The organism is Raoultella sp. T31 (genome assembly GCF_002806725.1).
Classification (GTDB): domain Bacteria; phylum Pseudomonadota; class Gammaproteobacteria; order Enterobacterales; family Enterobacteriaceae; genus Klebsiella; species Klebsiella electrica.
Map to the genome: position 1 here is coordinate 239,999 of NZ_PIBO01000001.1, position 22,786 is coordinate 262,784.

The window sequence follows — 22,786 nt, forward strand, 5'->3', positions numbered from 1 at the left end:
TTTTTTGGCCGGGCTCGATTAATGTTCGAACATAGCAGAGATAGATTCTTCGTTGCTGATACGACGAATCGCTTCCGCCAGCATGCCAGACAGCGTCAGCGTACGTACTTTGTCCAGCGCTTTGATTTCCGGCGCCAGCGGAATAGTATCGCAGACGACGAATTCATCAATCACAGAATTTTTAATGTTCTGGATAGCATTGCCGGAGAAGATCGGGTGAGTGGCGTAGGCAAATACGCGTTTCGCTCCACGTTCTTTCAGCGCTTCAGCTGCTTTACACAGCGTGCCGCCGGTATCGATCATATCGTCAACCATAACGCAGTCGCGGCCAGCAACGTCACCGATGATGTGCATCACCTGGGAAACGTTAGCGCGCGGACGGCGTTTGTCGATGATAGCCATATCGGTATCGTTCAGCAGTTTGGCGATAGCGCGAGCGCGCACCACGCCGCCGATATCCGGAGAAACCACGATCGGGTTATCCAGGTTCAGCTGCAGCATATCTTCCAGCAGAATAGGGCTGCCGAATACGTTATCAACTGGAACGTCGAAGAAGCCCTGGATCTGTTCTGCATGCAGGTCAACGGTCAGTACGCGGTCGACGCCAACGCTGGAGAGGAAATCGGCAACCACTTTCGCGGTAATTGGCACACGGGCAGAACGCACACGACGGTCCTGACGAGCATAGCCGAAGTAAGGGATAACAGCGGTGATACGACCCGCCGAAGCGCGACGCAGAGCATCAACCATAACAACCAGTTCCATCAGGTTGTCGTTGGTGGGAGCACAAGTGGACTGGATGATGAAAATATCACCACCGCGTACGTTTTCATTGATTTGTACGCTGACTTCGCCGTCGCTAAAACGACCTACAGCGGCGTCGCCAAGAGAAGTGTACAGGCGGTTGGCAATACGTTGTGCTAGTTCCGGGGTGGCGTTACCAGCAAAAAGCTTCATATCAGGCACGAGAAGAACCTCAGGCATGCGTCCAGTGGTGGATGAAAAGCGCCAGAAACCGTGCGGGCGGCACTCTTCTATCCAGGCGGTGTATTTAAAGAGAACGATGCAACGTCTGGAACAGGGTGACGTTGTCACCGTTACTCAATTTCTCCGGCGTACGACGGTAATTCGTGCAAAAAAGCACAACTACCTGGGTAGGGCTAGCTTGAGCGGGGAGATATTCACTCCGCGCGCGACAAAGCCTTGTAGCCATTCCGGGGCTTGCTCCAGCACCTGACGAGCGGCAGACTCGGTGTCAAATTCAGCAAAGACACAGGCCCCCGTGCCAGTCAGGCGCGACGGCGCATATTCTAACAGCCAGGAAAGCGCGGCATCAACCTCGCGAAAACGTTTTCTTGCGATAACCTCGCAATCATTGCGAAATTCACATTTTAGTAACGTACTTATTGACCTGACCGGGGTATTTCGTGGTAGCCCGGGATCGCGGAAAATGATCGGCGTCGGAATACTGACCCCAGGATGAGCGACCAGGTACCACTTTTCTGGCGGTTCGACCGGCGTCAGAATCTCGCCAATGCCTTCGGCAAAGGCGGCGTGACCGCGTACGAATACCGGCACATCGGCACCCAGACGCAATCCCAGCGTCGCCAGTTCCTCTTCCGACAAACCGCAGCCCCACAGATGATTGAGTGCCACCAGCACCGTCGCGGCGTTGGAGGAACCGCCGCCCAGACCGCCGCCCATCGGCAGACGTTTATCGATGCTGATATCGGCGCCGCTACCGGGGGGAAGCTGTCCGGATGCTGTCGCCGCCTCCATCAGCAGTCTGGCGGCGCGAATAATCAGATTCTCTTCATCGGGTACGCCGGCAACCGGCGTCAGCAGGCGCAGCGTGCCGTCATGACGCGGCTCGATAGTTAAGGTATCGCCATAGTCCAGAAACTGAAACAGCGTCTGCAGAGTGTGATAACCATCGGCGCGCTGTCCAGTGATGTACAAAAACAGGTTCAGTTTTGCAGGAGAGGGCCAGCGGGTCATCATTTCACAATCCAGTTATCCATTTTCAGCTTGATGCGCTGACTGCCGTTGTTCAGCTCCATGTTGGCCGGCAGCGATGGCTGGGTATCGCTGGTGTAGCCGCCGTAGGTGACATGCCAGGTTTTGCCATTCTGCGTATAGTTCAGTTCGCTCAGGCGATACTTATCGTCCAGCGAGTAGTCGGTGGCGTCGCCCGGCAGGCCGACTATCCACTGGCGCAGGCTGTTGAGCGGAATCGGCATTCCGGTCAGGCGGCCGATCATCTCTTCGGCATCGGTCGCCGTATAGGTCTGGCCCTTGTTATCGATCAGCGTCACGCTGCCCGGCTGGGCGGTCAGCGACAGTTCGGTGCTGCCTAACGGGTTGGTCAGCAGCAGGCGATAGCGATCCTGACCGGTTTGCTGCCAGAAGAAGCGGGCGTAAACTTTTTGTTCATCGGAGAGATAAGCGAAGGCGCCGCGGGTCTGGTACTGGCTCAGATTGCGGACATCCTGCTGGTGCTGACGCCACTGAGGAGAGTCAGGGCTTTTGCCAGGGCCTTTCGGGGCGTTGAGAGTACAGGCGGTCAGGACCAGGCTTGCCAGCGGTAACAGGCGGAGCAGTCGATTCATAATGATGACAAATCCTTGATATCTACAGTGAAATTCGGCGACGCGACGATGCACGCCCGATTTGTGTAGCGGGTTACAATGATAACCCTTAATGTTAGCGTTGCCCGGCGATAGCGTCTACGTTCAAATTGTCTGAAATCAAAAAATTACCGTTAATGGCTTTTAAGCCCGGAACCTATTACTCCAAAAGGGGAGCGTCTCTTTTATTGACTCCGCGCATCCTGTATGATGCGCTCAGACTAACCTTAGCAACGCTGGTACTATTCCCTCACAATGACCCTTTTAGCTCTTGGCATTAATCACAAAACAGCCCCGGTCGCGCTGCGAGAACGCGTAACGTTTTCGCCGGACACGCTCGATAAGGCGCTGGAGAGCTTGCTGGCTCAGCCAATGGTGCAGGGTGGGGTGGTGCTGTCGACCTGTAACCGCACGGAGCTGTATCTCAGCGTTGAGGAACAGGATAATCTGCAGGAAGCGCTGATCCGCTGGCTGTGCGATTACCACCATCTTAATGAAGAAGACCTGCGTAAAAGTCTGTACTGGCATCAGGATAATGATGCGGTCAGCCATCTGATGCGCGTCGCCAGCGGCCTCGATTCACTGGTGCTCGGCGAGCCGCAGATTCTGGGACAGGTCAAAAAAGCCTTCGCCGATTCCAGCCGCGGACATCTCAACGTCAGCGAACTGGAGCGGATGTTCCAGAAGTCGTTCTCGGTAGCAAAGCGCGTACGTACTGAAACCGATATCGGCGCCAGCGCGGTCTCCGTGGCCTTCGCCGCCTGTACGCTGGCGCGACAAATCTTCGAATCCCTTTCAAGCGTGACGGTGCTGCTGGTCGGCGCCGGGGAAACCATTGAACTGGTGGCGCGTCATCTGCGCGAGCACAACGTGCGCAATATGGTGATTGCTAACCGTACCCGCGAACGCGCGCAGGCTCTGGCCGAGGAAGTCGGCGCGGAGGTGATCGCCCTGAGCGACATCGACGAGCGGCTAAAAGAGGCCGACATCATCATCAGTTCAACCGCCAGTCCGCTGCCGATTATCGGCAAAGGAATGGTGGAGCGTGCGCTGAAGGCGCGGCGTAATCAGCCGATGCTGCTGGTTGATATCGCGGTGCCCCGCGATGTCGAACCCGAAGTGGGTAAGCTGGCGAACGCCTATCTGTACAGCGTGGACGATCTGCAAAATATCATTCAGCATAACCTGGCGCAGCGTAAAGCCGCGGCGGTACAGGCCGAAACGATCGTCGAGCAGGAAACCAGCGAATTTATGGCCTGGCTGCGTGCCCAGAGCGCCAGCGAGACTATCCGCGAATATCGTTCCCAGTCCGAGCAGGTCCGTGAGGAGCTGACGGCGAAAGCGCTGGCTGCGCTGGAGCAGGGCGGCGATGCGCAGGAAATCATGCAGGATCTGGCGCGTAAGCTGACCAATCGCCTGATCCACGCACCAACCAAATCTCTTCAGCAGGCTGCCCGTGACGGGGATGATGAACGCCTGCATATTCTGCGCAACAGCCTCGGGCTGGAATAGCGCACATTTCTCTTTTTTCAGGACAGGGTGAATTCACGCCTATGAAGCCTTCTATTGTTGCCAAACTGGAAGCTCTGTACGAACGCCATGAGGAAGTTCAGGCGCTACTGGGCGATGCCGCGACCATCGCCGATCAGGATCGATTCCGCGCGCTGTCGCGGGAATATGCGCAGCTGAGCGACGTGGCGCGCTGCTATACCGAATGGCGCCAGGTGCAGGACGATATCGAGACTGCGCAGATGATGCTCGACGATGCGGAAATGCGCGAAATGGCGCAGGAAGAACTGCGCGACGCGAAAGCGAAAAGCGAAGAGATGGAGCAACAGCTGCAGGTGCTGCTGCTGCCGCAGGATCCGGATGATGAACGCAACGCCTTTGTCGAAGTCCGCGCCGGTACCGGTGGCGATGAAGCGGCGCTGTTTGCTGGCGATCTGTTCCGGATGTACAGCCGTTATGCCGAAGCCCGCCGCTGGCGCGTGGAGATCATGAGCGCCAACGAAGGCGAACATGGCGGTTATAAAGAGGTGATTGCCAAAATCAGCGGCGATGGCGTGTATGGTCGGCTGAAATTTGAGTCCGGCGGTCATCGGGTGCAGCGCGTGCCGGCCACCGAATCCCAGGGGCGTATTCACACCTCCGCCTGTACCGTGGCGGTGATGCCGGAGCTGCCGGAAACCGAAATGCCGGATATCAATCCGGGCGATTTGCGTATTGATACTTTCCGCTCCTCCGGGGCCGGCGGTCAGCACGTTAACACCACCGATTCGGCTATCCGTATTACCCACTTACCGACCGGGATAGTGGTGGAGTGCCAGGACGAGCGTTCGCAGCACAAAAACAAAGCCAAAGCGTTGTCGGTGCTCGGCGCGCGTATTCGCGCGGCGGAAATCGCTAAGCGCCAGCAGGCGGAAGCGTCAACCCGTCGTAACCTGCTGGGCAGCGGCGATCGCAGCGATCGTAACCGCACCTATAACTTCCCGCAGGGCCGCGTGACCGACCACCGTATCAACCTGACGCTCTACCGTCTGGACGAAACGATGGAAGGGAAACTGGATATGCTGATTGAGCCGATTGTTCAGGAATATCAGGCCGATCAGCTGGCCGCGCTTTCCGAGCAGGAATGATGACCTTTCAACAGTGGCTGGCGCAGGCGATTGCGCGACTGAGCGCGAGTGAAAGCCCGCGACGCGACGCCGAGATCCTGTTAGGGCACGTCACCGGCAGGGCGCGGACCTGGCTCCTCGCCTTCGGTGAAACGGAGCTGACTCTGGAACAGCTGGCGCAACTGGAGACGTTGCTGAGCCGCCGCCAGCGCGGCGAGCCGGTGGCCCATCTGGTGGGCGAACGTGAGTTCTGGTCGCTGCCGCTGCTGGTTTCCCCCGCAACGCTCATTCCGCGTCCGGACACCGAATGCCTCGTCGAGCAGGCGCTGGCGCGGCTACCGGCGACCCCGTGCCGGATTCTGGATTTAGGCACCGGCACCGGCGCGATCGCCCTGGCGTTAGCCAGTGAACGCCCGGACTGTCAGGTCACGGCGGTGGATTTTATGCCCGATGCGGCGGAATTAGCCGCGCGTAACGCCGGGCGCCTTGCCCTCACTAACGTTACCGTACTGCAAAGCCACTGGTTCAGCGCGTTGGCCGGACAGCGGTTCACGATGATTGTCAGCAACCCGCCCTATATCGACGAAGCCGATCCGCATCTTGAGCAGGGCGATGTGCGTTTTGAGCCGAAAACGGCGCTGGTTGCTGCCGATAACGGCCTCGCCGACCTCGCGCATATCATCCGCGAAGGGCGTCGTTTCCTGATGCCCGACGGACTGATGCTGCTGGAACACGGCTGGAAACAAGGGGCGGCGGTACGGGCGCTGTTCGGCGACGCGGGCTACCACGATGTGACGACCTGCCGTGACTACGGCGATAACGACCGCCTGACGACAGGGCGGTTTTCCGGCATGGAGAAAGCTGGCATATGAATCTGTTTAGCGCGGTGCTGTATCTGCATATAGCGTGTGTGGTGGTTTCCGTCAGTCTGTTTACCTTGCGCTACTGGTGGACCTACAGCGGCAATGCCCGGCTGAACCAGCGCTGGGTGCGCATTGCGCCGCACTGCTGCGATACGCTGTTATTGCTGAGCGGCGCAGGGTTAATGGCTATAACGCACTATCTGCCCTTCACTGAAGACGGCTCATGGCTGACTGAAAAGCTGTTTGGCGTTATTATTTACATCGCATTGGGTTTTATCGCGCTGGGCCGTCGTCGCCCGCGCAGCCAGCAGAGCCGGTTTATTGCCTTTCTGTTGGCGTTGGTGGTGTTGTTCATCATCATACAACTCGCCATTACAAGAACACCGTTACTGGGGTAAGTCATGAGGTCATTAGCTGATTTCGAATTTAACAAAGCGCCATTGTGCGATGGCATGGTCCTCATTTCTGAATTAATCCGCGACGATTTTCCGACGCACTACGTGCAGGATGAGCTGGAACGACTGCTGGGCCTGGCGCAGGAGGAAATTGCCTCTTCCTGGGATCAGGAGCGTCAGCTGGAGCGGCTGCTGGAGCTGTTCTACCATGAGTGGGGCTTTCGCGATTCCCACGGTGTTTACCGGCTGTCCGATGCGTTGTGGATAGACAAAGTCCTGCTTAACCGTCAGGGGAGCGCGGCGTCATTAGGCGCTATCGTGCTGTGGATTGCCCAGCGTCTGTCGCTGCCGCTGGTCCCGGTTATCTTCCCGACGCAGCTGCTGTTGCGCGCCGATCCGGAAACCAGCGAAGAGATGTGGCTGATTAACCCGTTCAACGGTGAAACGCTCAACGAACATACGCTGGAAGTCTGGCTGAAGGGCAATATTAGTCCGGTCGCCGAGCTGTTCAACGAGGATCTCGACGAAGCGGATAACGCGGAAGTTATCCACAAGCTGCTCGACACTTTAAAATCGGCGCTGATGGAAGAGCGGCAGATGGAGCTGGCCCTGCGCGCCAGCGAAGCGCTGCTGCAGTTTAATCCGGAAGACCCGTACGAGATTCGCGACCGCGGGCTGATCTACGCCCAGCTTGAGTGCGATCATGTTGCGCTGCTGGATCTGAACTATTTCGTCGAACAGTGTCCGGAGGACCCGATCAGCGAAATGATCCGCGCGCAAATTAATACGATTTCGCATAAACAAATTACTCTTCACTAATCTGGAATGAATCCGGTTACACCCTGATAAGGCGATCTTATGAAACAAAAAGTGGTTAGCATTGGTGATATCAACGTAGCAAACGACCTGCCTTTCGTCCTGTTTGGTGGGATGAACGTGCTGGAATCCCGTGATCTCGCGATGCGCATCTGCGAACACTATGTGACCGTCACGCAGAAGCTGGGCATTCCTTACGTGTTCAAAGCCTCTTTTGATAAAGCCAACCGTTCTTCCATTCACTCCTATCGTGGTCCGGGCCTGGAAGAAGGGATGAAAATTTTCCAGGAGCTGAAGCAGACCTTCGGCGTGAAAATCATCACTGACGTTCATGAAGCAAGCCAGGCGCAGCCGGTTGCCGACGTGGTTGACGTTATCCAGCTGCCGGCGTTCCTCGCTCGCCAGACCGACCTGGTCGAAGCGATGGCGAAAACCGGCGCGGTGATCAACGTCAAGAAACCGCAGTTTGTCAGCCCAGGCCAGATGGGTAACATCGTCGACAAGTTTATCGAAGGCGGTAACGACAAAGTGATTCTGTGCGATCGCGGGGCGAACTTCGGCTATGACAACCTGGTTGTCGACATGCTGGGCTTTGGCGTGATGAAGAAAGTGTCCAACAACTCGCCGGTTATCTTCGACGTCACCCACGCGCTGCAGTGTCGCGACCCGTTTGGCGCCGCGTCCAGCGGTCGTCGTGCTCAGGTAACCGAGCTGGCGCGTGCCGGTATGGCAACCGGCCTTGCTGGTCTGTTCCTCGAAGCGCACCCGGACCCGGAACACGCGAAGTGCGACGGCCCGTCCGCGCTGCCGCTGGCTAAACTGGAGCCGTTCCTGCAGCAGATCAAAGCGATTGACGATCTGGTGAAGAGCTTTGCGGAGCTGGATACCAGCAACTAATTCAGCGCTCCTGAATGCGAAAAGCCTGCCCGTTGTAAAACCGGCAGGCTTTTTTATGCGCCAGTAACGGCGCAGAACGCTCCCCGGCCGACGCCGGGGAGAGCGGTCAGGCAAAAATGGTCATCAGATAGGCGGCGAAGAGCGCCAGGTGCGCGGCGCCGTTCAGCACGTTGGTGCGGCCGGTCGAGAACGATATCTGGCACAACAGCAGCGAGGCGACCATTACCACCATTTCCGGTGCGCCAAGACCAAATTTCAGCTCGTTGCCGGTTAAGAAGGCGATTAAGGTGACCACCGGCACGGTCAGGGAAATCGTCGCCAGTACCGAACCAAAGAACAGGTTCATCGCACGCTGCACCTGATTGTTGAGTACCGCTTTCAACGCGCCGAGCCCTTCCGGCGAAAGAATCAGCAGCGCAACCAGGAAGCCGGTAAAGGCCACCGGCGCGTTCATACTGGTCAGCAGCGTCTCAAGCGGATTCGCGTTCATCTTGGTGACCGCGATAACCGCCACCAGGTGAATTAACAGCCACGCGGTATGCCAGGCGCTGCTGTGGGCGGATGGTTTGCCGTGATGCGGGTCGTCGTCGTCGCCGTCATCTTCATGCTCATAAATAAACAGGCTCTGGTGCGTTTTGGTCTGAATCAACAGAAACACGCCGTACATGGCGGCGGAAATCAGCGCCACCAGCAGCGACTGCCCGGTGCTGAAATTCGCCCCCGGCAGCGCCATCGGAAAGACCAGCACAATAATCGCCAGCGGGAACAGGGCGATGAGATACTGCTTGATACCGAACAAATTCATATACTGAGTGGCGAATTTACGCCCGCCCAGCAGCAGAGAAAAGCCGACCAGCCCCCCGGTGACAATCATAATGATTGAATAGAGTGTATCGCGCATCAGCGTGGGGGCCGCGTCGCCGGTTGCCATTAAGGCAGAAATCAGGCTGACTTCAAGAATTACCACCGAAAGACTTAAAATTAACGAACCGTACGGCTCGCCCAGGCGGTGGGCCAAAACATCTGCGTGACGTACGACGCTGAACGCGCTACTCAGGATACCGATTAAGGCCAGAATGTTAATGCCAATGACCGCTGGCAGTGACTGACTACTTCCGAAGAAGATAAGCACCGCCAGCGCCAGAATCGGGAAAACCAGCGATGTCTCCTTGTGGCGGGTTTTCACCGCCTCATGTACATGCGTCATGAACCATCTCCATTTATGCAGGTGTTATAATTATAGATACCGTAAGTAGATAAAATAACAGACATTTTGCAATCTGAATTGTTTTTTTACTTAAATTTACGGCTATTGCTAACTAATTCATTGAGATTGCCATAATTTATCGTTATCGCGATTTTGTATTTATTATTCAGATAATTACTAAGAACCATTCTGTCTTATATCCATCCTTGAAAACCAGGAATTAGCGTCCCAGACTTATCTTTTTACCACCATCCGGAGGTGCATATGCCTTATCGCAGTAAACAACAGCTACCCGATAGCGTCCAGCACGTGTTACCGGCGCATGCCCAGCAGATCTATAAAGAAGCGTTTAATAGCGCCTGGGAGCAGTACCAGCATCCGGCGGACCGGCGGGACGACGCCAGCAGGGAAGAGACGGCGCATAAGGTCGCCTGGGCGGCGGTCAAGAATGACTACCAAAAAGGGGACGATGATAAGTGGCATAAGAAAAAATAATCGTTCCTGCTGCCTCATCTGCTGCTCCGCGCCTTGCCAGCGTGTCGTTCATTGCTTATTGTCGATGAAAGCTGGATAATAATTCGGCAATATTTCACGGATGCCATCAGATAATCGCCGGGAAGCGGGCAGTGGCGGAGGTAGTAGAAAGTGTTAACACGTGATTTCTTAATCAATGCGGATTGTAAGACGGCGTTTGGCGCTATTGAGGAATCGCTACTCTGGTCGGCAGAGCAACGGGCAGCTTCCCTGGCGGCAACCCTGGCCTGTCGTCCGGATGCCGGCTCAGTATGGATTTTTGGCTACGGTTCGCTGATGTGGAACCCGGCTCTTGAGTATCGCGAAACCTGTACCGGTACGCTGCCGGGCTGGCACCGCGCCTTCTGCCTGCGGCTGACCGCCGGGCGGGGCAGCGCCTGTCAGCCGGGGCGCATGCTGGCGCTGAAAGAGGGCGGGCGTACCACCGGCGTAGCCTATCGGCTCCCTGATGAGACGCTGGAAAACGAGCTGATGCTGCTGTGGAAGCGGGAGATGATCACCGGTTGCTATATGCCGACCTGGTGTAAGCTGGAGCTTGATGACGGGCGAACGGTGAGTGCGCTGGTGTTTATTATGGATCCGCGTCATCCGCTGTTCGAACCGGATACCCGCGCCCAGATTATTGCGCCGCTGATCGCCAAAGCCAGCGGGCCGCTTGGCACCAATGCCCAGTATCTGTTCTCTCTGGATCAGGAACTACGTAAACTCGGCATGCACGATGACTGTCTTGACGATCTTGTCGGCAAGGTTCGGACGCTGCTGGGAGAAAACAGCCAGCCGGGGCTGGCCTGAAAAATGCCCGGGATAGCCCGGGCAGGTGAGGTCAGGCGGGAACGTAGCTAATGGAGTGCTCCAGAGACTGGCTGTGGCTATCGATCAGGACGTTCCAGGTGCCGTTGTACGGCACGGTCAGATATGCGCTGTCACGATCCTGGACGCTCAGAATATCCGCATGGCTGTCACCGGCAGCCTTGGCACTCATCAGGTGAATATGGCAGCGTTCAGAACACCGTACAACCAGCGTATCGCCGCCAAACAACATCAAACTTGCTTTAACCATCGCCATTTATCTACCCCGTTGTTGTCTGTCTACAGCATCCTGCCTGCTCAATCCTGCGCGTGATATTGTTCACACTTTACTCATGGCATAACACCAAATGGCGAGGAGACGAATGCTGATTTTGATCAAAAAAACGGATAAAGATTAAACAAAAATGATGTTGTCCCTGAAAGCATTCAGCTGACTTACCTTTTCGATTAATAAACGCGGCCTGGATAATATTAAATCCCGCCAGAGCCTCTTTCTTCAGAAGGTCAGGATTTTATCGGCCGCCAGCGTCCACTGCGCCAGCTCCACCAGAGTGCCGATCTCCACGCCATCAATCAGCGGCAGGGAGGTCACGCCGCGGCCATCGGTGCAGGTCTTGCACAATTTCACCGGGACATTCTGGGCGGTGAGGATCTCCAGCATTTGCTGAATGTTATAGCCTTCCGCCGGTTTCTGCCCTCGCAGGCCAGCCGTCACCGCATCAGACATTAAAAACAGCTTCAGATCGAGTTCAGACGGCTGTTCACGCAGGGCAATCGCCAGACGCAGGCTGTTAAACAGCGATTCGCTACCGTAGGCGGCGCCGTTGGCGACAATCACAATACTTTGCATAAGGACTCCTTGGTATAAGGCACGGTTATTGCTTGTGGTTAAAGTATAAAGCGTTGACCCGGGAGGGGGTATGAATAATACGGCTGGCATCACGCCTGAGGCCAACAGGTGGTTTCACCGCGCGCGGCAACTGCAAAAAGAACAGCTACGCCAGCTGGCGCAGCAGGGTACGCTGGCAAGCCGGATAAGTGCGCTGGTGCACATGCTACAGTGCGAGCGCGGTGCGTCCAACCTTTGGCTCTGTTCCGCCGGGCGGCTGTATGCCGCGGAGTGTCGCGCGGGATCGGCGCTGGTGGATGAACAGCTTATCGCTTTCCGCGAGGCGCTGGAAGCGGTGCGGGAGTGCGCCAGCGGCGCGCTATGCTGGCGGATAGCCAGCGCGCTCTGGTACCTGGAACAACTGCTGACGCTGCGCGACGCCGTGCGCAGCCGCACCATTGTCGCCGAAGAGGCGACAAACCAGTTTAGTCGCATTATCCGCCACTTATTAAATATTGTCCCGCAGCTCAACGATAGTATTGACGACCCGCAAATTGCCGGGCGCATGGTGGCGCTCTATAGCTTTATGCAGGGGAAAGAGCTGGTGGGGCAGGAGCGCGCGCTGGGAGCATCCGGCTTTGCCCGCGGTCAGTTCAGCGCTGAGCTGCGCCAGCTGCTGGTGGACAGAATCGATGGTCAGCAGCCCTGTTTTGACAGCTTCCAGGCGCTGGCTGAGGCGCCGCAGACCGCGCTGTTTATGAGCCAGTGCCAGGCCAGTCTGGACATTGAACAGCTGCGGCGGATCGCCTGCACCCGGCAGCCCCCGGCGGATGAGGGGGAGACGGCGCTGCGCTGGTTTTGCGCCCAGACGCAGCGTCTGGAGCAGATGCGAGCTCTGGAAGAGCGCCTGATTGACGACCTGTTGAGCGTCGCCGATACGCTGCTCAGGGGCGAGGCGCCGGAAGCGCCGCCCGCCAGCTGGACGGACGAGGAGGAGGACGACAGCATCGCGCGCCGTCTCGACAAACAGCTGCTGCCGCTGGTGCGCCAGCAGGCCTTTGAGTTGCAGCAGCTCTCCACGCAGCTGGCGTCGCTCAAAGATACGCTCGAAGAGCGCAAGCTGATTGAAAAAGCGAAAAGCGTGCTGATGGCGCATCAGGGAATGCAGGAAGAACAGGCCTGGCAGACGTTGCGGAAAATGGCGATGGATAAGAACCAGAGGATGGTGGAAATCGCCCGCGCGCTGCTGACGGTAAAGGCGTTGTGGTCCATAACACCAAAGGAGTAGATGCACGATGGTTGGGCAGCGGCTGCCTGTCAGCGGTGCAATGAGCGGGGGAAAGCCGCCCCGTGAAAAGCGGAAAATGGCTTAATAGCGCGTCTGTAAATATTGGCATCTGTTTTGCAATATCCAACAGACAACGGTTAATGCGTTAAATCGTTCAGTAAACAATTTTGGGCAACAGGCCAACGGCGGTTTGTGTGTCCATGGATAAAGGCGTCCAGCAGTGCATCAGCACTGTCGGGCGCTTTTTTTTTGCGTGTTCTGGAGCGGGTATGGGCGATAAATTTTCGATTTCACGGCGGCGTTTTTTACAGGCAGGCGCCGCGCTGGGCGGGGCAATGTTGCTGCCCGGCGCGATGCATGCCGCATGGGCGGCAGGATCCGATAAGCCGGAACAATCTACCGTACGGGTCGGTTTTATTCCGCTGACGGACTGCGCGCCGCTAGCCATCGCGTCGCTGAAAGGGTTCGATAAAAAATACGGTATTACCCTGGTGCCGACCAAAGAGGCCAGTTGGGCGGCGGTGCGCGACAAGCTGATCGCCGGTGAACTCGATGCGGCGCACATTCTCTACGGCCTGCTGTATGGCCTGGAGCTGGGGATCGCTGGCAAGCCACACGCGATGGCCAACCTGATGACCCTCAACCGCAATGGCCAGGCGATTACACTCTCCAGCGATCTGCAGGAGAAAGGGGTGACCGACCTTGGTGGGTTGAAACGGCTGATTGGCCAGAGCGCGCCGGGCAGCTACACCTTTGCCCACACCTTTCCCACCGGGACGCACGCCATGTGGCTCTATTACTGGCTGGCCAGCGGCGGCATCGACCCGTTTGCGGATGTGCGCACCGTCGTGGTGCCGCCGCCGCAAATGGTAATGAACATGCGTATCGGCAACATGGTCGGCTTTTGCGTCGGCGAACCGTGGAATGCGCGGGCGATCAACGACCGCATCGGTTTTACCGCGACCACCTCGCAGGCTATCTGGCCGGAACACCCGGAAAAAATTCTCGGCACCCGCAGCGAATGGGTCGACCGCAACCCGAACACCGCCCGCGCGCTGGTCGCGGCGGTGATGGAGGCCGCGCGCTGGATTGACGCGTCGGAAGAGAACAAACGGGAGACGGCGCGCATTCTGGCGAAGCGCGCCTGGCTGAATACCAAAGAGCAGTATCTCACCGGACGGATGCTCGGAGAGTACGACAACGGGCTGGGACGCCGCTGGCAGGACGCGCATCCGATTCGTTTTTACGACCAGGGGGAGGTGAGTTTCCCGTGGCTGTCGGACGGGATGTGGTTTTTAACCCAGTTCCGCCGCTGGGGATTACTGAAAACAGACCCGGATTATCAGGCGGTGGCCCGGCGCATCAACCGCATTGACGTCTGGAAAGCGGCGGCGCAGGCGGTGGGCGGCATCGCCACACCAACAGCGCTCATGCGTAGCAGCACATTGATAGACGGTACGGTCTGGACGGGGGCCGATCCGCAAGGTTACGCCCGCAGCTTCGCGATTCAACATAAGGGGGCATGAAATGAAACACGCGCACAATACGCAACCTGTTATTGCCACAGAAAAAACGCCGGGCGAAGTGATCGTTATGCCGCCGGTGCAGGTCCGGCGACCGACGCCGCCCGTCAGACGCTGGCTACGTGAAACCGTACAGCGACTCCTTCCGCCCCTGCTCGGGCTGGGGCTGCTTTTACTCTGCTGGCAGCTGGCGGCGATCAACGGCAAGGGCTTTCCGACGCCGCTGAGTACGCTCGACTCCGCGCTGACCCTGTTTGCCGATCCTTTTTATCAGGACGGGCCGAACGACATGGGCATCGGCTGGAACGTGCTGGCGTCACTGCAACGGGTGGCGGTGGGCTTCGGTCTGGCGGCGATGGTGGGTATCCCGCTGGGCTTTTTGATCGGCCGCTCGCTGTTCTTCGCCCGCATGTTTAATCCGCTGATCGCGCTGCTGCGCCCGGTCAGTCCGCTGGCGTGGCTGCCGATTGGTCTGCTGCTGTTCCAGAAGGCGGAACCGGCTTCGAGCTGGACCATTTTTATCTGCTCTATCTGGCCGATGGTGATTAACACCGCCGAAGGCGTGCGCCGCATTCCGCAGGATTATCTCAACGTGGCCCGCGTGTTACAGCTTTCGGAGTGGACGGTGATGCGGCGCATTCTCTTCCCGGCGGTGCTGCCCGCGGTGCTGACCGGCGTGCGTCTCTCTATTGGCATTGCCTGGCTGGTGATCGTCGCCGCTGAGATGCTGACCGGCGGGCTGGGGATCGGTTTTTGGATCTGGAACGAATGGAACAACCTTAACGTGGAAAACATCATTATCGCCATCGTCATTATCGGCGTCGTCGGCCTGCTGCTTGAGCAGGGGCTGATGCTGATCGCCCGTCGTTTCAGCTGGCAAGAAAAATAGGGGAATCGCTATGAAACCATTAATTCAGGTGCAGGCCGTCAGCCAGCGCTTTAATACCGCCAGCGGCGAATTTCTGGCCCTGCAAAACGTCTCTTTCGACATTTATGAAGGGGAGACCGTCAGCTTGATTGGCCACTCCGGCTGCGGGAAATCAACGCTGCTGAACCTGATTGCCGGCATTACCTTACCCACGGAAGGCGGGCTGCTGTGCGATAATCGCGAAATCGCCGGGCCGGGCCCCGAGCGCGCGGTGGTCTTTCAGAACCACTCCCTGCTGCCGTGGCTGACCTGCTTTGACAACGTGGCGCTGGCGGTCGACCAGGTTTTTCGCCGCACCATGAGCAAAGCCGAGCGCAAGGAGTGGATCGAACACAACCTTGAGCGGGTGCAAATGGGCCACGCGCTGCACAAGCGTCCGGGGGAGATCTCCGGCGGGATGAAGCAGCGGGTGGGAATTGCCAGGGCGCTGGCGATGAAGCCGAAAGTGCTGCTGCTGGATGAACCGTTTGGCGCGCTCGATGCCTTGACCCGCGCCCACTTGCAGGATGCGGTGATGCAGATTCAGCAGGCGCTGAATACCACCATCGTGATGATTACCCATGATGTTGATGAGGCGGTACTGCTCTCTGACCGCGTGATGATGATGACCAACGGCCCGGCGGCGACGGTGGGGGAGATTCTCGCCATCGATCTGCCCCGGCCGCGCAATCGCGTTCAGCTGGCGGATGACAGCCGTTATCACCACCTGCGTCAGCAGATTCTCCATTTCCTCTACGAAAAACAGCCGAAGGCGGCGTAAGGGGCGGCGATGAAGCGGCGACTGGTGATTATCGGCAATGGTATGGCGGCCACCCGGCTGGCGGAGACGCTGGTGGCGCGGGGGGGCGATAAATTTCAGATAGTGATTATCGGTGATGAACCCTGGCAGGCCTATAACCGTATCCAGCTGTCACCGGTACTGGGCGGAGAAAAAACGCTGGCGCAAACGCGACTGCTGCCTGAGGAGTGGTATCACCAGCACGGCGTGACGGTCCGCCGCGACGAATCGGTGCTGGCGGTGGAGATGTCGACGCGAACGTTGCGCACCACGCGAGGCGAGCTGTCGTGGGATGAGCTGATCTTTGCCACCGGTTCACAGGCGTTCATCCCGCCGCTGCCCGGTGTGGCGCTGCCGCACGTCTTTGCGTTTCGCACCTTTGCCGATGTGGCCGCCATTCTGGCAACCGGCGGCCCGGCGGTGGTGATCGGCGGCGGGGTGCTCGGCGTCGAGGCTGCCGCCGCGTTACGACGTCATGGTGACAATGTCACTTTACTGCATCGCGGCGACCGGTTGATGGAACAGCAAACCGATGCCTTTGCCGGTCTGCAGCTACAGCAACAGCTGGAGGCGCGAGGCATTCAGTGCGTCACGGACTGCGCGATTGCCGCGATTCGCGAGCATGAGGTTGTGCTGGAGGATGGCCGGACTTTTGCCGCCAGCCGCGTGGTGCTGGCGACCGGCGTGCGCCCCAACATTGAGCTGGCGCAGCGCAGCGGCGTCGATTGCCGACGCGGCATTGTGGTGGACCGCCAGATGGCGACCGCGCGGCCGGGAATTAGCGCCATCGGCGAATGTTGTGAAATTGATGGTCAGACCTGGGGGCTGGTCGCGCCCTGTCTACGTCAGGCCGAGGTGCTGGCCGCGCGTTTATGTGGGGCGCCAGGCGCAGATTTTCACTGGCAGGACAGCGGCACCCGCCTGAAGGTCACTGGCATCGAGCTGTTCAGCGCCGGGGAATTACAGGCGACTGAGCAGGATGAGCTGTGGACCAGCTGGGACCCGCTGGCCCGCCACTACCGCCGTTTGCTGGTCCGTAACGACAAGCTGTGCGGCGTGTTATTGCTTGGCGACTGCGCAAATGCAGCGCCGTTAACGGCTCTGCTGGGCGAACGCGCATCAGCAGACTGGCTTTTTGATCCTTCTTCAACGCAGCCGCGCGCTGCAGGACAAATCACGATGACAAAACCTGTTTTGGTGCTGGTCGGACACGGCATGGTCGGCCACCATTTTCTTGAGCAATGCGTCAGCCGTAACCTGCATCAACAGTTTCGGATCGTGGTGTTTGGCGAAGAGCGTTACGCCGCCTACGACCGGGTGCATTTATCAGAATATTTTGCCGGTCGTAGCGCGGAATCGCTGTCGCTGGTGGAGGGCGATTTCTTCGCCCGGCACGGAATTGAACTGCGGCTGTCTGAGACGATTGCCGCCATTGACCGTGAGGCGCGGGTGGTACGCGATGCCAGCGGCCATGAAACCCACTGGGATAAACTGGTGCTGGCGACCGGCTCATATCCCTTCGTGCCGCCGGTGCCGGGCCACGATCAGGAGGGGTGTTTTGTGTATCGTACCCTCGACGACCTCGACCGTATTGCCGCCTGCGCCGGCCGCGCAAAGCGCGGGGTGGTGATTGGCGGCGGGCTGCTGGGGCTGGAGGCCGCCAACGCGCTCAGGCAACTGGGGCTGGAAACCCACGTGGTGGAGTTCGCGCCGCATCTGATGGCGGTCCAGCTGGATAGCCCGGGCGCCGCGATGCTGCGGGAGAAAATCAATGATCTTGGCGTCGGGGTGCACACCAGCAAATCGACGCAGGCTATCGTACGCGATGCTGACGGCCTGGTGCTGAACTTCGCCGATGGCGAATCGCTGGCCACCGATATGGTGGTCTTTTCCGCCGGGATTCGCCCGCAGGATACGCTGGCGCGCGGCAGCGGACTGACGGTGGGCGAACGCGGCGGGATCGTCATCGATGATCAGTGTCGCACCTCCGATCCGCAGGTGCTGGCGATTGGTGAATGCGCCCTGTGGCAGAACAAAATCTATGGCCTGGTGGCACCGGGCTATCAGATGGCGAGAACGGCGGCGGCAATGCTGGCCGGAGAAGAAGCGAGTTTTAGCGGTGCCGATATGAGCACCAAACTGAAACTGCTGGGCATCGATGTGGCCTCTTTCGGCGATGCCCAGGGGCGCACGCCCGGCAGCCAGAGCTACCAGTGGACGGACGGCCCGGGGCAAATCTATAAGAAAATTGTCGTCTGCCAGCAGAGTAAAACGCTGCTGGGCGGCGTACTGGTGGGCGATGCCAGCGATTACGCCACGCTGCTACAAATGATGTTGAACGCGATAGCGCTGCCCGCGCGCCCGGAAAGCCTGATTCTGCCCGCGCTGGAGGGGAGTGCGCCAAAAGCGCTGGGGGTAGCGGCGCTGCCGGACAGCGCGCAGATCTGCTCGTGCCACAACGTCAGTAAAGGGGACATCTGCGCGGCGGTTAATCATGGCGCCGGTGATATGGCGGCGATAAAAAGCTGCACCAAAGCCGCCACCGGCTGCGGCGGATGCAGCGCGCTGGTCAAGCAGGTGATGGAGTACCAGCTTTCGGCGCAGGGCGTTGAAGTGAAAAAAGATATCTGCGAACACTTCCCGTGGTCGCGTCAGGAGATCTATCACCTCGTGCGCGTGAACCATATCCGCACTTTTGATCAGCTGATTAGTCGTTACGGTCAGGGACACGGCTGCGAAATCTGTAAGCCGCTGGTGGCTTCGGTTCTGGCCTCTTGCTGGAATGAGTACCTGCTGAAACCGGCGCATTTGCCGCTACAAGATACCAATGACCGCTACTTCGCCAATATTCAGAAAGATGGCACCTATTCAGTGGTCCCGCGTATGGCGGCAGGCGAAGTGACCCCGGACGGGCTGATTGCCATCGGCCAGATTGCCAAACGCTACCAGCTGTACAGCAAAATTACCGGCGGCCAGCGGATCGATCTGTTTGGCGCCCGGCTCGAAGCGCTGCCGGCCATCTGGCGCGATCTGGCGGAGGCCGGTTTTGAAACCGGTCACGCCTACGGCAAGTCGCTGCGCACGGTGAAATCCTGCGTCGGCTCGACCTGGTGTCGCTACGGCGTGCAGGACTCGACGGCGCTGGCGGTGACGCTTGAACATCGTTACAAGGGGCTGCGTGCACCGCACAAGATTAAAATGGCGGTCTCCGGCTGTACCCGCGAATGCGCCGAGGCGCAGGGGAAAGATATCGGGGTGATTGCCACGGAAAAAGGCTGGAATCTCTACGTCTGCGGCAACGGTGGTATGAAGCCGCGCCATGGCGATCTGTTTGCCAGCGACATCGACGATGCGACGCTGATCCGCACGGTTGATCGGCTGCTGATGTTCTATATCCGCACTGCCGACCGACTACAGCGAACCAGCACCTGGATGGATAACCTCGAAGGCGGAATCGACTACCTGCGCGAGGTGATCCTCGAAGACAGCCTCGGGATCGGCGAAGAGCTGGAGCAGGAGATGGCGCGGGTGGTGGAAAGCTACCAGTGCGAATGGCAGACCACGCTGAACGATCCGCAGCGGCTGGCGCTGTTCCGGTCTTATGTTAACAGCGACCAGCCGGATGACGCCGTGCAGCGGCAAATGTTACGCGGCCAGCCGCAGCCGGTCGTCGCGCCGGTGCACCGCGAAGGCGCGGCGTCGGCTCGTCCGTGGCAGGCCATTTGCAATCTGGAGGCGATTCCCGCGCAGGCCGGGATCGGCGCGCGGTTGGGCGAGCGTCAGATTGCGCTGTTCCGTTTTGGCGAACAGGTTTATGCCCTCGACAACCTGGAGCCCGGTAGCGACGCCAACGTGCTGTCGCGCGGCATACTGGGCGATGCTGGCGGGGAGCCGATTGTCATTTCGCCGCTGTATAAACACCGTATCCGGCTGCGCGACGGGCGCCCCAGCGATGGCGGTGAACCGATGGTCCGCGCCTGGCCGGTGAAGGTCGAAAACGGCACGGTGTGGGTAGGCAATCAGCTTCTGCTGGCGCGCGCGGAGGCCTCCTGATGGATGAAATCCGCACCACCTGTCCCTATTGCGGCGTGGGCTGCGGCGTGTTGGCGCGAAGGGCGGAAAATGGCCTGGTCAGCGTGCGCGGCGATGAGCAGCATCCGGCAAACCTGGGACGTCTGTGCGTCAAAGGCGCGGCGCTCGGAGAAACCATCGGCCTGGAGGGGCGCTTGCTGCGACCGGAGCTGGAGGGGAAGCCGGTCAGTTGGTCACAGGCGCTGACGGCCGCCGGTAGCCGACTGCGGCAAATCATTGAGCAACACGGGCCGCAGGCGGTGGCGTTTTATGCCTCCGGTCAGCTGCTTACTGAGGACTACTACGCGGCGAATAAACTGATGAAGGGGTTTATCGGCGCCGCCAATATCGATACCAACTCCCGTCTCTGTATGTCCTCGGCGGTGACCGGCTATAAGCGCGCCTTTGGCGCCGACGTGGTGCCGTGCAGCTACGAGGATGTGGAAAACAGCGATCTGGTGGTGCTGGTGGGGTCGAACGCGGCCTGGGCGCATCCGGTGCTGTATCAGCGGCTGGTGCAGGCGAAACGGGATAATCCGCAGATGAAAGTGGTGGTGATTGATCCGCGCCGAACCGCCACCTGCGATATCGCCGATAGCCACCTGGCGGTTGCGCCCGGCAGCGATGGCGGGCTGTTTGTCGGTTTACTGAGGGCGATTGCCGGGGCCGGCGCGCTGACCGGCGATTTTCGCGACCAGACGCAGGCGCTGGCCGCCGCCGCAGCCTGGGACACGGCGCGGGTGGCCGAATTTTGCGGGCTGGAGGTCGAGCAGGTCGCCGGGTTCTATCGCGACTTCATCGCCGCACCGCGGGCGATAACGCTCTACACCATGGGGATCAATCAGTCGGCCAGCGGCAGCGACAAGTGTAATGCCATTATTAACGTCCACCTGGCCTGCGGGAAATACGGGCGTTCGGGCTGCGGGCCGTTTTCGCTGACCGGACAGCCAAATGCGATGGGCGGCCGCGAGGTGGGCGGCCTGGCAACGATGCTGGCCGCTCATATGCATTTTGAGCCGCAGGATCTGCACCGGCTGTCGCGCTTTTGGGGCAGTGAACGGCTGGCGCAGACGCCGGGACTGACGGCGGTGGAGCTGTTTGCCGCCATTGGTCGCGGCGAGGTGAAAGCGGTGTGGATTATGGGCACTAACCCGGTAGTGTCGTTACCGGACAGTCTGGCCGTCAGCCAGGCGCTGGCCGGATGCCCGCTGGTGATCGTCTCCGAGGTGAGCGCCAGAACGGATACGGCAGCGTTTGCCCATATTCGTTTCCCGGCGCTGGCGTGGGGAGAAAAAAATGGCACCGTTACCAACTCGGAGAGGCGTATTTCCCGCCAGCGCAGCTTTCTGCCGCCGCCGGGAGAAGCCAAAGCCGACTGGTGGATAATCGCTCGCGTGGCTGAACAGCTCGGCTTTGGCGCGGCCTTTGCCTGGCGCCATCCGCATGAGATCTTCAGCGAGCATGCCGCGCTTTCGGGGTTTGAAAATGACGGCCAGCGGGCGTTCGATATCGGCGGGCTGGCGGAGCTCAGCCGTGAGGCGTGGGACAACCTGGCGCCGGTTCGCTGGCCGGTCAGCCGCAGCGGCGCCGCTCTCGATTTACAGCGCGGCTGGCACGGCGATGGCAAATTGCGCATGGTGCCGGTGACCCCCCAGTCCACGCGCGCCGAGACCGACGCCTTTTATCCGCTGATCCTCAATAGCGGCCGCATTCGCGATCAGTGGCACACCATGACCCGTACCGGTAGCGTGCCGCGTCTGATGCAGCATATTGCCGAACCGGTCGTAGAGGTCGCGCCAGCGGATGCCCGACGTTTGCAGTTGCGCGAGGGAGAACTGGCGCGAATCTGGTCACGCAACGGCGTGATGGTGGCTAAAACGGTGGTCAGTCGCGGGCAGCGCCCCGGCTCGCTGTTTGTGCCGATGCACTGGAATAATCAGTTTGCCCGCCGGGGAAGGGTCAACGATCTGCTGACGGCGGTGACGGATCCCTGGTCCGGACAGCCGGAGAGCAAACAGGCGGCGGTGGCGATTGCTCCCTGGCGTCCCGCCTGGCACGGGGAACTGTTTTGCCGCCAGCCGGTTCCGCTGCCGGTTGCCGTCCACTGGCGTCGGCGGGCGGCGCGGGCGGTAAACCATCTCTCTTTAGCCGGAGAACACCCTTTGCAGGAATGGCTAACCGAATGGTGTCATCAGCAGGGGTGGCAGATGCAAACGGCGCGCGCCGGGACGACATGGAGCCTGCTGGCCTGGCATGAGGGTCAGCTGATGTTGGGCTGGTGGTGCGATATCGGCGAGCCGGTAATCGATGCCGGGTGGATAGCCGACGCGTTTCTCTCGCCCCCGGAAACGCCCACGCATCGTCACGCGCTGCTCAGCGGGAAAAAAAGCGGCGAAACGGCGCCCACGGGACGGATCGTATGCAGTTGCCTGAGCGTTGGCGAACGCGCGATCGGTGAGGCTATCGCGAACGGTTGCCGCACGGTCGGTGAACTGGGCAAGGTGCTGAAATGTGGTACCAACTGCGGCTCTTGTATTCCCGAACTCAAAGCGCTGCTGGCAGAGGCGCAGATACGGGCCTGAGTTCGGGATATTCCTGGAATTGC

General features: G+C 59.2%; 20 protein-coding genes. 14 read left to right on the top strand and 6 right to left on the bottom strand.

Annotated elements, in window-relative coordinates; genetic code table 11:
* Positions 1-18: 18 nt before the first annotated feature.
* The 3 genes from prs to lolB all read right to left on the bottom strand — a co-directional run bounded on the left by prs (position 19) and on the right by lolB (position 2,609).
* Positions 19-966: a ribose-phosphate diphosphokinase gene (gene prs / locus CWM52_RS01205; RefSeq protein WP_002910407.1), complete on the bottom strand. Its 948-nt coding sequence runs from the start codon at positions 964-966 to the stop codon at positions 19-21.
* A gap of 180 nt (positions 967-1,146) precedes the next feature.
* On the bottom strand, positions 1,147-1,998 hold the full coding sequence (ispE, locus tag CWM52_RS01215) for a 4-(cytidine 5'-diphospho)-2-C-methyl-D-erythritol kinase (RefSeq protein ID WP_160704872.1): 852 nt from the start codon (positions 1,996-1,998) through the stop codon (positions 1,147-1,149).
* Entirely contained in the window at positions 1,998-2,609 is a 612-nt protein-coding gene (lolB, locus tag CWM52_RS01220) for a lipoprotein insertase outer membrane protein LolB (RefSeq protein ID WP_032687099.1), read from the bottom strand. Before lolB ends, ispE begins: the two co-directional genes overlap by 1 nt.
* A 273-nt stretch (positions 2,610-2,882) precedes the next feature.
* Here lolB and hemA point away from each other — a divergent pair, with 273 nt between their 5' ends.
* The 6 genes from hemA to kdsA are packed head-to-tail and all read left to right on the top strand — an operon-like array spanning position 2,883 to position 8,213.
* The gene (gene hemA / locus CWM52_RS01225; RefSeq protein ID WP_004863529.1) at positions 2,883-4,139 is read left to right on the top strand and encodes a glutamyl-tRNA reductase; all 1,257 of its coding nucleotides are present in this window, start codon (positions 2,883-2,885) and stop codon (positions 4,137-4,139) included.
* A 41-nt stretch (positions 4,140-4,180) separates the two neighbouring features.
* Positions 4,181-5,263, top strand: a complete 1,083-nt coding sequence (gene prfA / locus CWM52_RS01230; RefSeq protein ID WP_100682425.1) for a peptide chain release factor 1 — start codon at positions 4,181-4,183, stop codon at positions 5,261-5,263.
* Positions 5,263-6,114 carry a peptide chain release factor N(5)-glutamine methyltransferase gene (prmC, locus tag CWM52_RS01235; protein WP_100682426.1) on the top strand — a complete coding sequence of 284 codons (852 nt, stop codon included), beginning with the start codon at positions 5,263-5,265 and terminating at the stop codon, positions 6,112-6,114. The genes prfA and prmC overlap by 1 nt, the downstream gene beginning before the upstream one ends.
* On the top strand, positions 6,111-6,503 hold the full coding sequence (gene sirB2, locus CWM52_RS01240) for an invasion regulator SirB2 (RefSeq protein WP_100682427.1): 393 nt from the start codon (positions 6,111-6,113) through the stop codon (positions 6,501-6,503). Before prmC ends, sirB2 begins: the two co-directional genes overlap by 4 nt.
* Positions 6,504-6,506: 3 nt before the next feature.
* Positions 6,507-7,319 (top strand): invasion regulator SirB1, encoded by an 813-nt coding sequence (gene sirB1 / locus CWM52_RS01245; RefSeq protein WP_100682428.1) that lies wholly within the window; start codon positions 6,507-6,509, stop codon positions 7,317-7,319.
* 39 nt (positions 7,320-7,358) lie between these two features.
* Positions 7,359-8,213, top strand: a complete 855-nt coding sequence (kdsA, locus tag CWM52_RS01250) for a 3-deoxy-8-phosphooctulonate synthase (protein ID WP_100682429.1) — start codon at positions 7,359-7,361, stop codon at positions 8,211-8,213.
* Between the two features lie 106 nt (positions 8,214-8,319).
* On the opposite strand, the gene chaA is transcribed toward kdsA, so the two are convergent.
* Complete coding sequence (gene chaA / locus CWM52_RS01255) at positions 8,320-9,420, bottom strand: sodium-potassium/proton antiporter ChaA (protein ID WP_100682430.1); 1,101 nt, start codon at positions 9,418-9,420, stop codon at positions 8,320-8,322.
* A gap of 264 nt (positions 9,421-9,684) precedes the next feature.
* Here chaA and chaB point away from each other — a divergent pair, with 264 nt between their 5' ends.
* Together chaB and CWM52_RS01265 are read left to right on the top strand one after the other, a co-directional pair.
* The gene (gene chaB / locus CWM52_RS01260) at positions 9,685-9,915 is read left to right on the top strand and encodes a putative cation transport regulator ChaB (RefSeq protein ID WP_100682431.1); all 231 of its coding nucleotides are present in this window, start codon (positions 9,685-9,687) and stop codon (positions 9,913-9,915) included.
* A gap of 150 nt (positions 9,916-10,065) precedes the next feature.
* Positions 10,066-10,746, top strand: coding sequence for a gamma-glutamylcyclotransferase (locus CWM52_RS01265; RefSeq protein WP_100682432.1), 681 nt, complete (start codon positions 10,066-10,068; stop codon positions 10,744-10,746).
* Positions 10,747-10,777: 31 nt separating this feature from the next.
* Here CWM52_RS01265 and CWM52_RS01270 read toward each other — a convergent pair whose 3' ends face one another.
* Complete coding sequence (locus CWM52_RS01270; RefSeq protein ID WP_004863495.1) at positions 10,778-11,020, bottom strand: DUF1883 domain-containing protein; 243 nt, start codon at positions 11,018-11,020, stop codon at positions 10,778-10,780.
* Between the two features lie 240 nt (positions 11,021-11,260).
* Positions 11,261-11,614, bottom strand: coding sequence for a DsrE/DsrF/TusD sulfur relay family protein (locus CWM52_RS01275; protein WP_100682433.1), 354 nt, complete (start codon positions 11,612-11,614; stop codon positions 11,261-11,263).
* 70 nt (positions 11,615-11,684) lie between these two features.
* Between CWM52_RS01275 and nasR the strand changes: the two genes are divergently transcribed.
* From nasR to CWM52_RS01305, 6 genes are all read left to right on the top strand, one after another.
* The gene (nasR, locus tag CWM52_RS01280; RefSeq protein ID WP_100682434.1) at positions 11,685-12,881 is read left to right on the top strand and encodes a nitrate regulatory protein NasR; all 1,197 of its coding nucleotides are present in this window, start codon (positions 11,685-11,687) and stop codon (positions 12,879-12,881) included.
* Between the two features lie 269 nt (positions 12,882-13,150).
* Positions 13,151-14,407, top strand: a complete 1,257-nt coding sequence (locus CWM52_RS01285; protein WP_100682435.1) for a CmpA/NrtA family ABC transporter substrate-binding protein — start codon at positions 13,151-13,153, stop codon at positions 14,405-14,407.
* A gap of 1 nt (position 14,408) precedes the next feature.
* On the top strand, positions 14,409-15,293 hold the full coding sequence (gene ntrB, locus CWM52_RS01290) for a nitrate ABC transporter permease (RefSeq protein WP_100682436.1): 885 nt from the start codon (positions 14,409-14,411) through the stop codon (positions 15,291-15,293).
* 10 nt (positions 15,294-15,303) lie between these two features.
* Positions 15,304-16,092 (top strand): ABC transporter ATP-binding protein, encoded by a 789-nt coding sequence (locus CWM52_RS01295; RefSeq protein ID WP_047665141.1) that lies wholly within the window; start codon positions 15,304-15,306, stop codon positions 16,090-16,092.
* 9 nt (positions 16,093-16,101) lie between these two features.
* Positions 16,102-20,163 (top strand): nitrite reductase large subunit NirB, encoded by a 4,062-nt coding sequence (nirB, locus tag CWM52_RS01300; protein WP_100682437.1) that lies wholly within the window; start codon positions 16,102-16,104, stop codon positions 20,161-20,163.
* Positions 20,163-22,763, top strand: coding sequence for a nitrate reductase (locus CWM52_RS01305; RefSeq protein WP_100682438.1), 2,601 nt, complete (start codon positions 20,163-20,165; stop codon positions 22,761-22,763). The genes nirB and CWM52_RS01305 overlap by 1 nt, the downstream gene beginning before the upstream one ends.
* Positions 22,764-22,786: the final 23 nt, after the last annotated feature.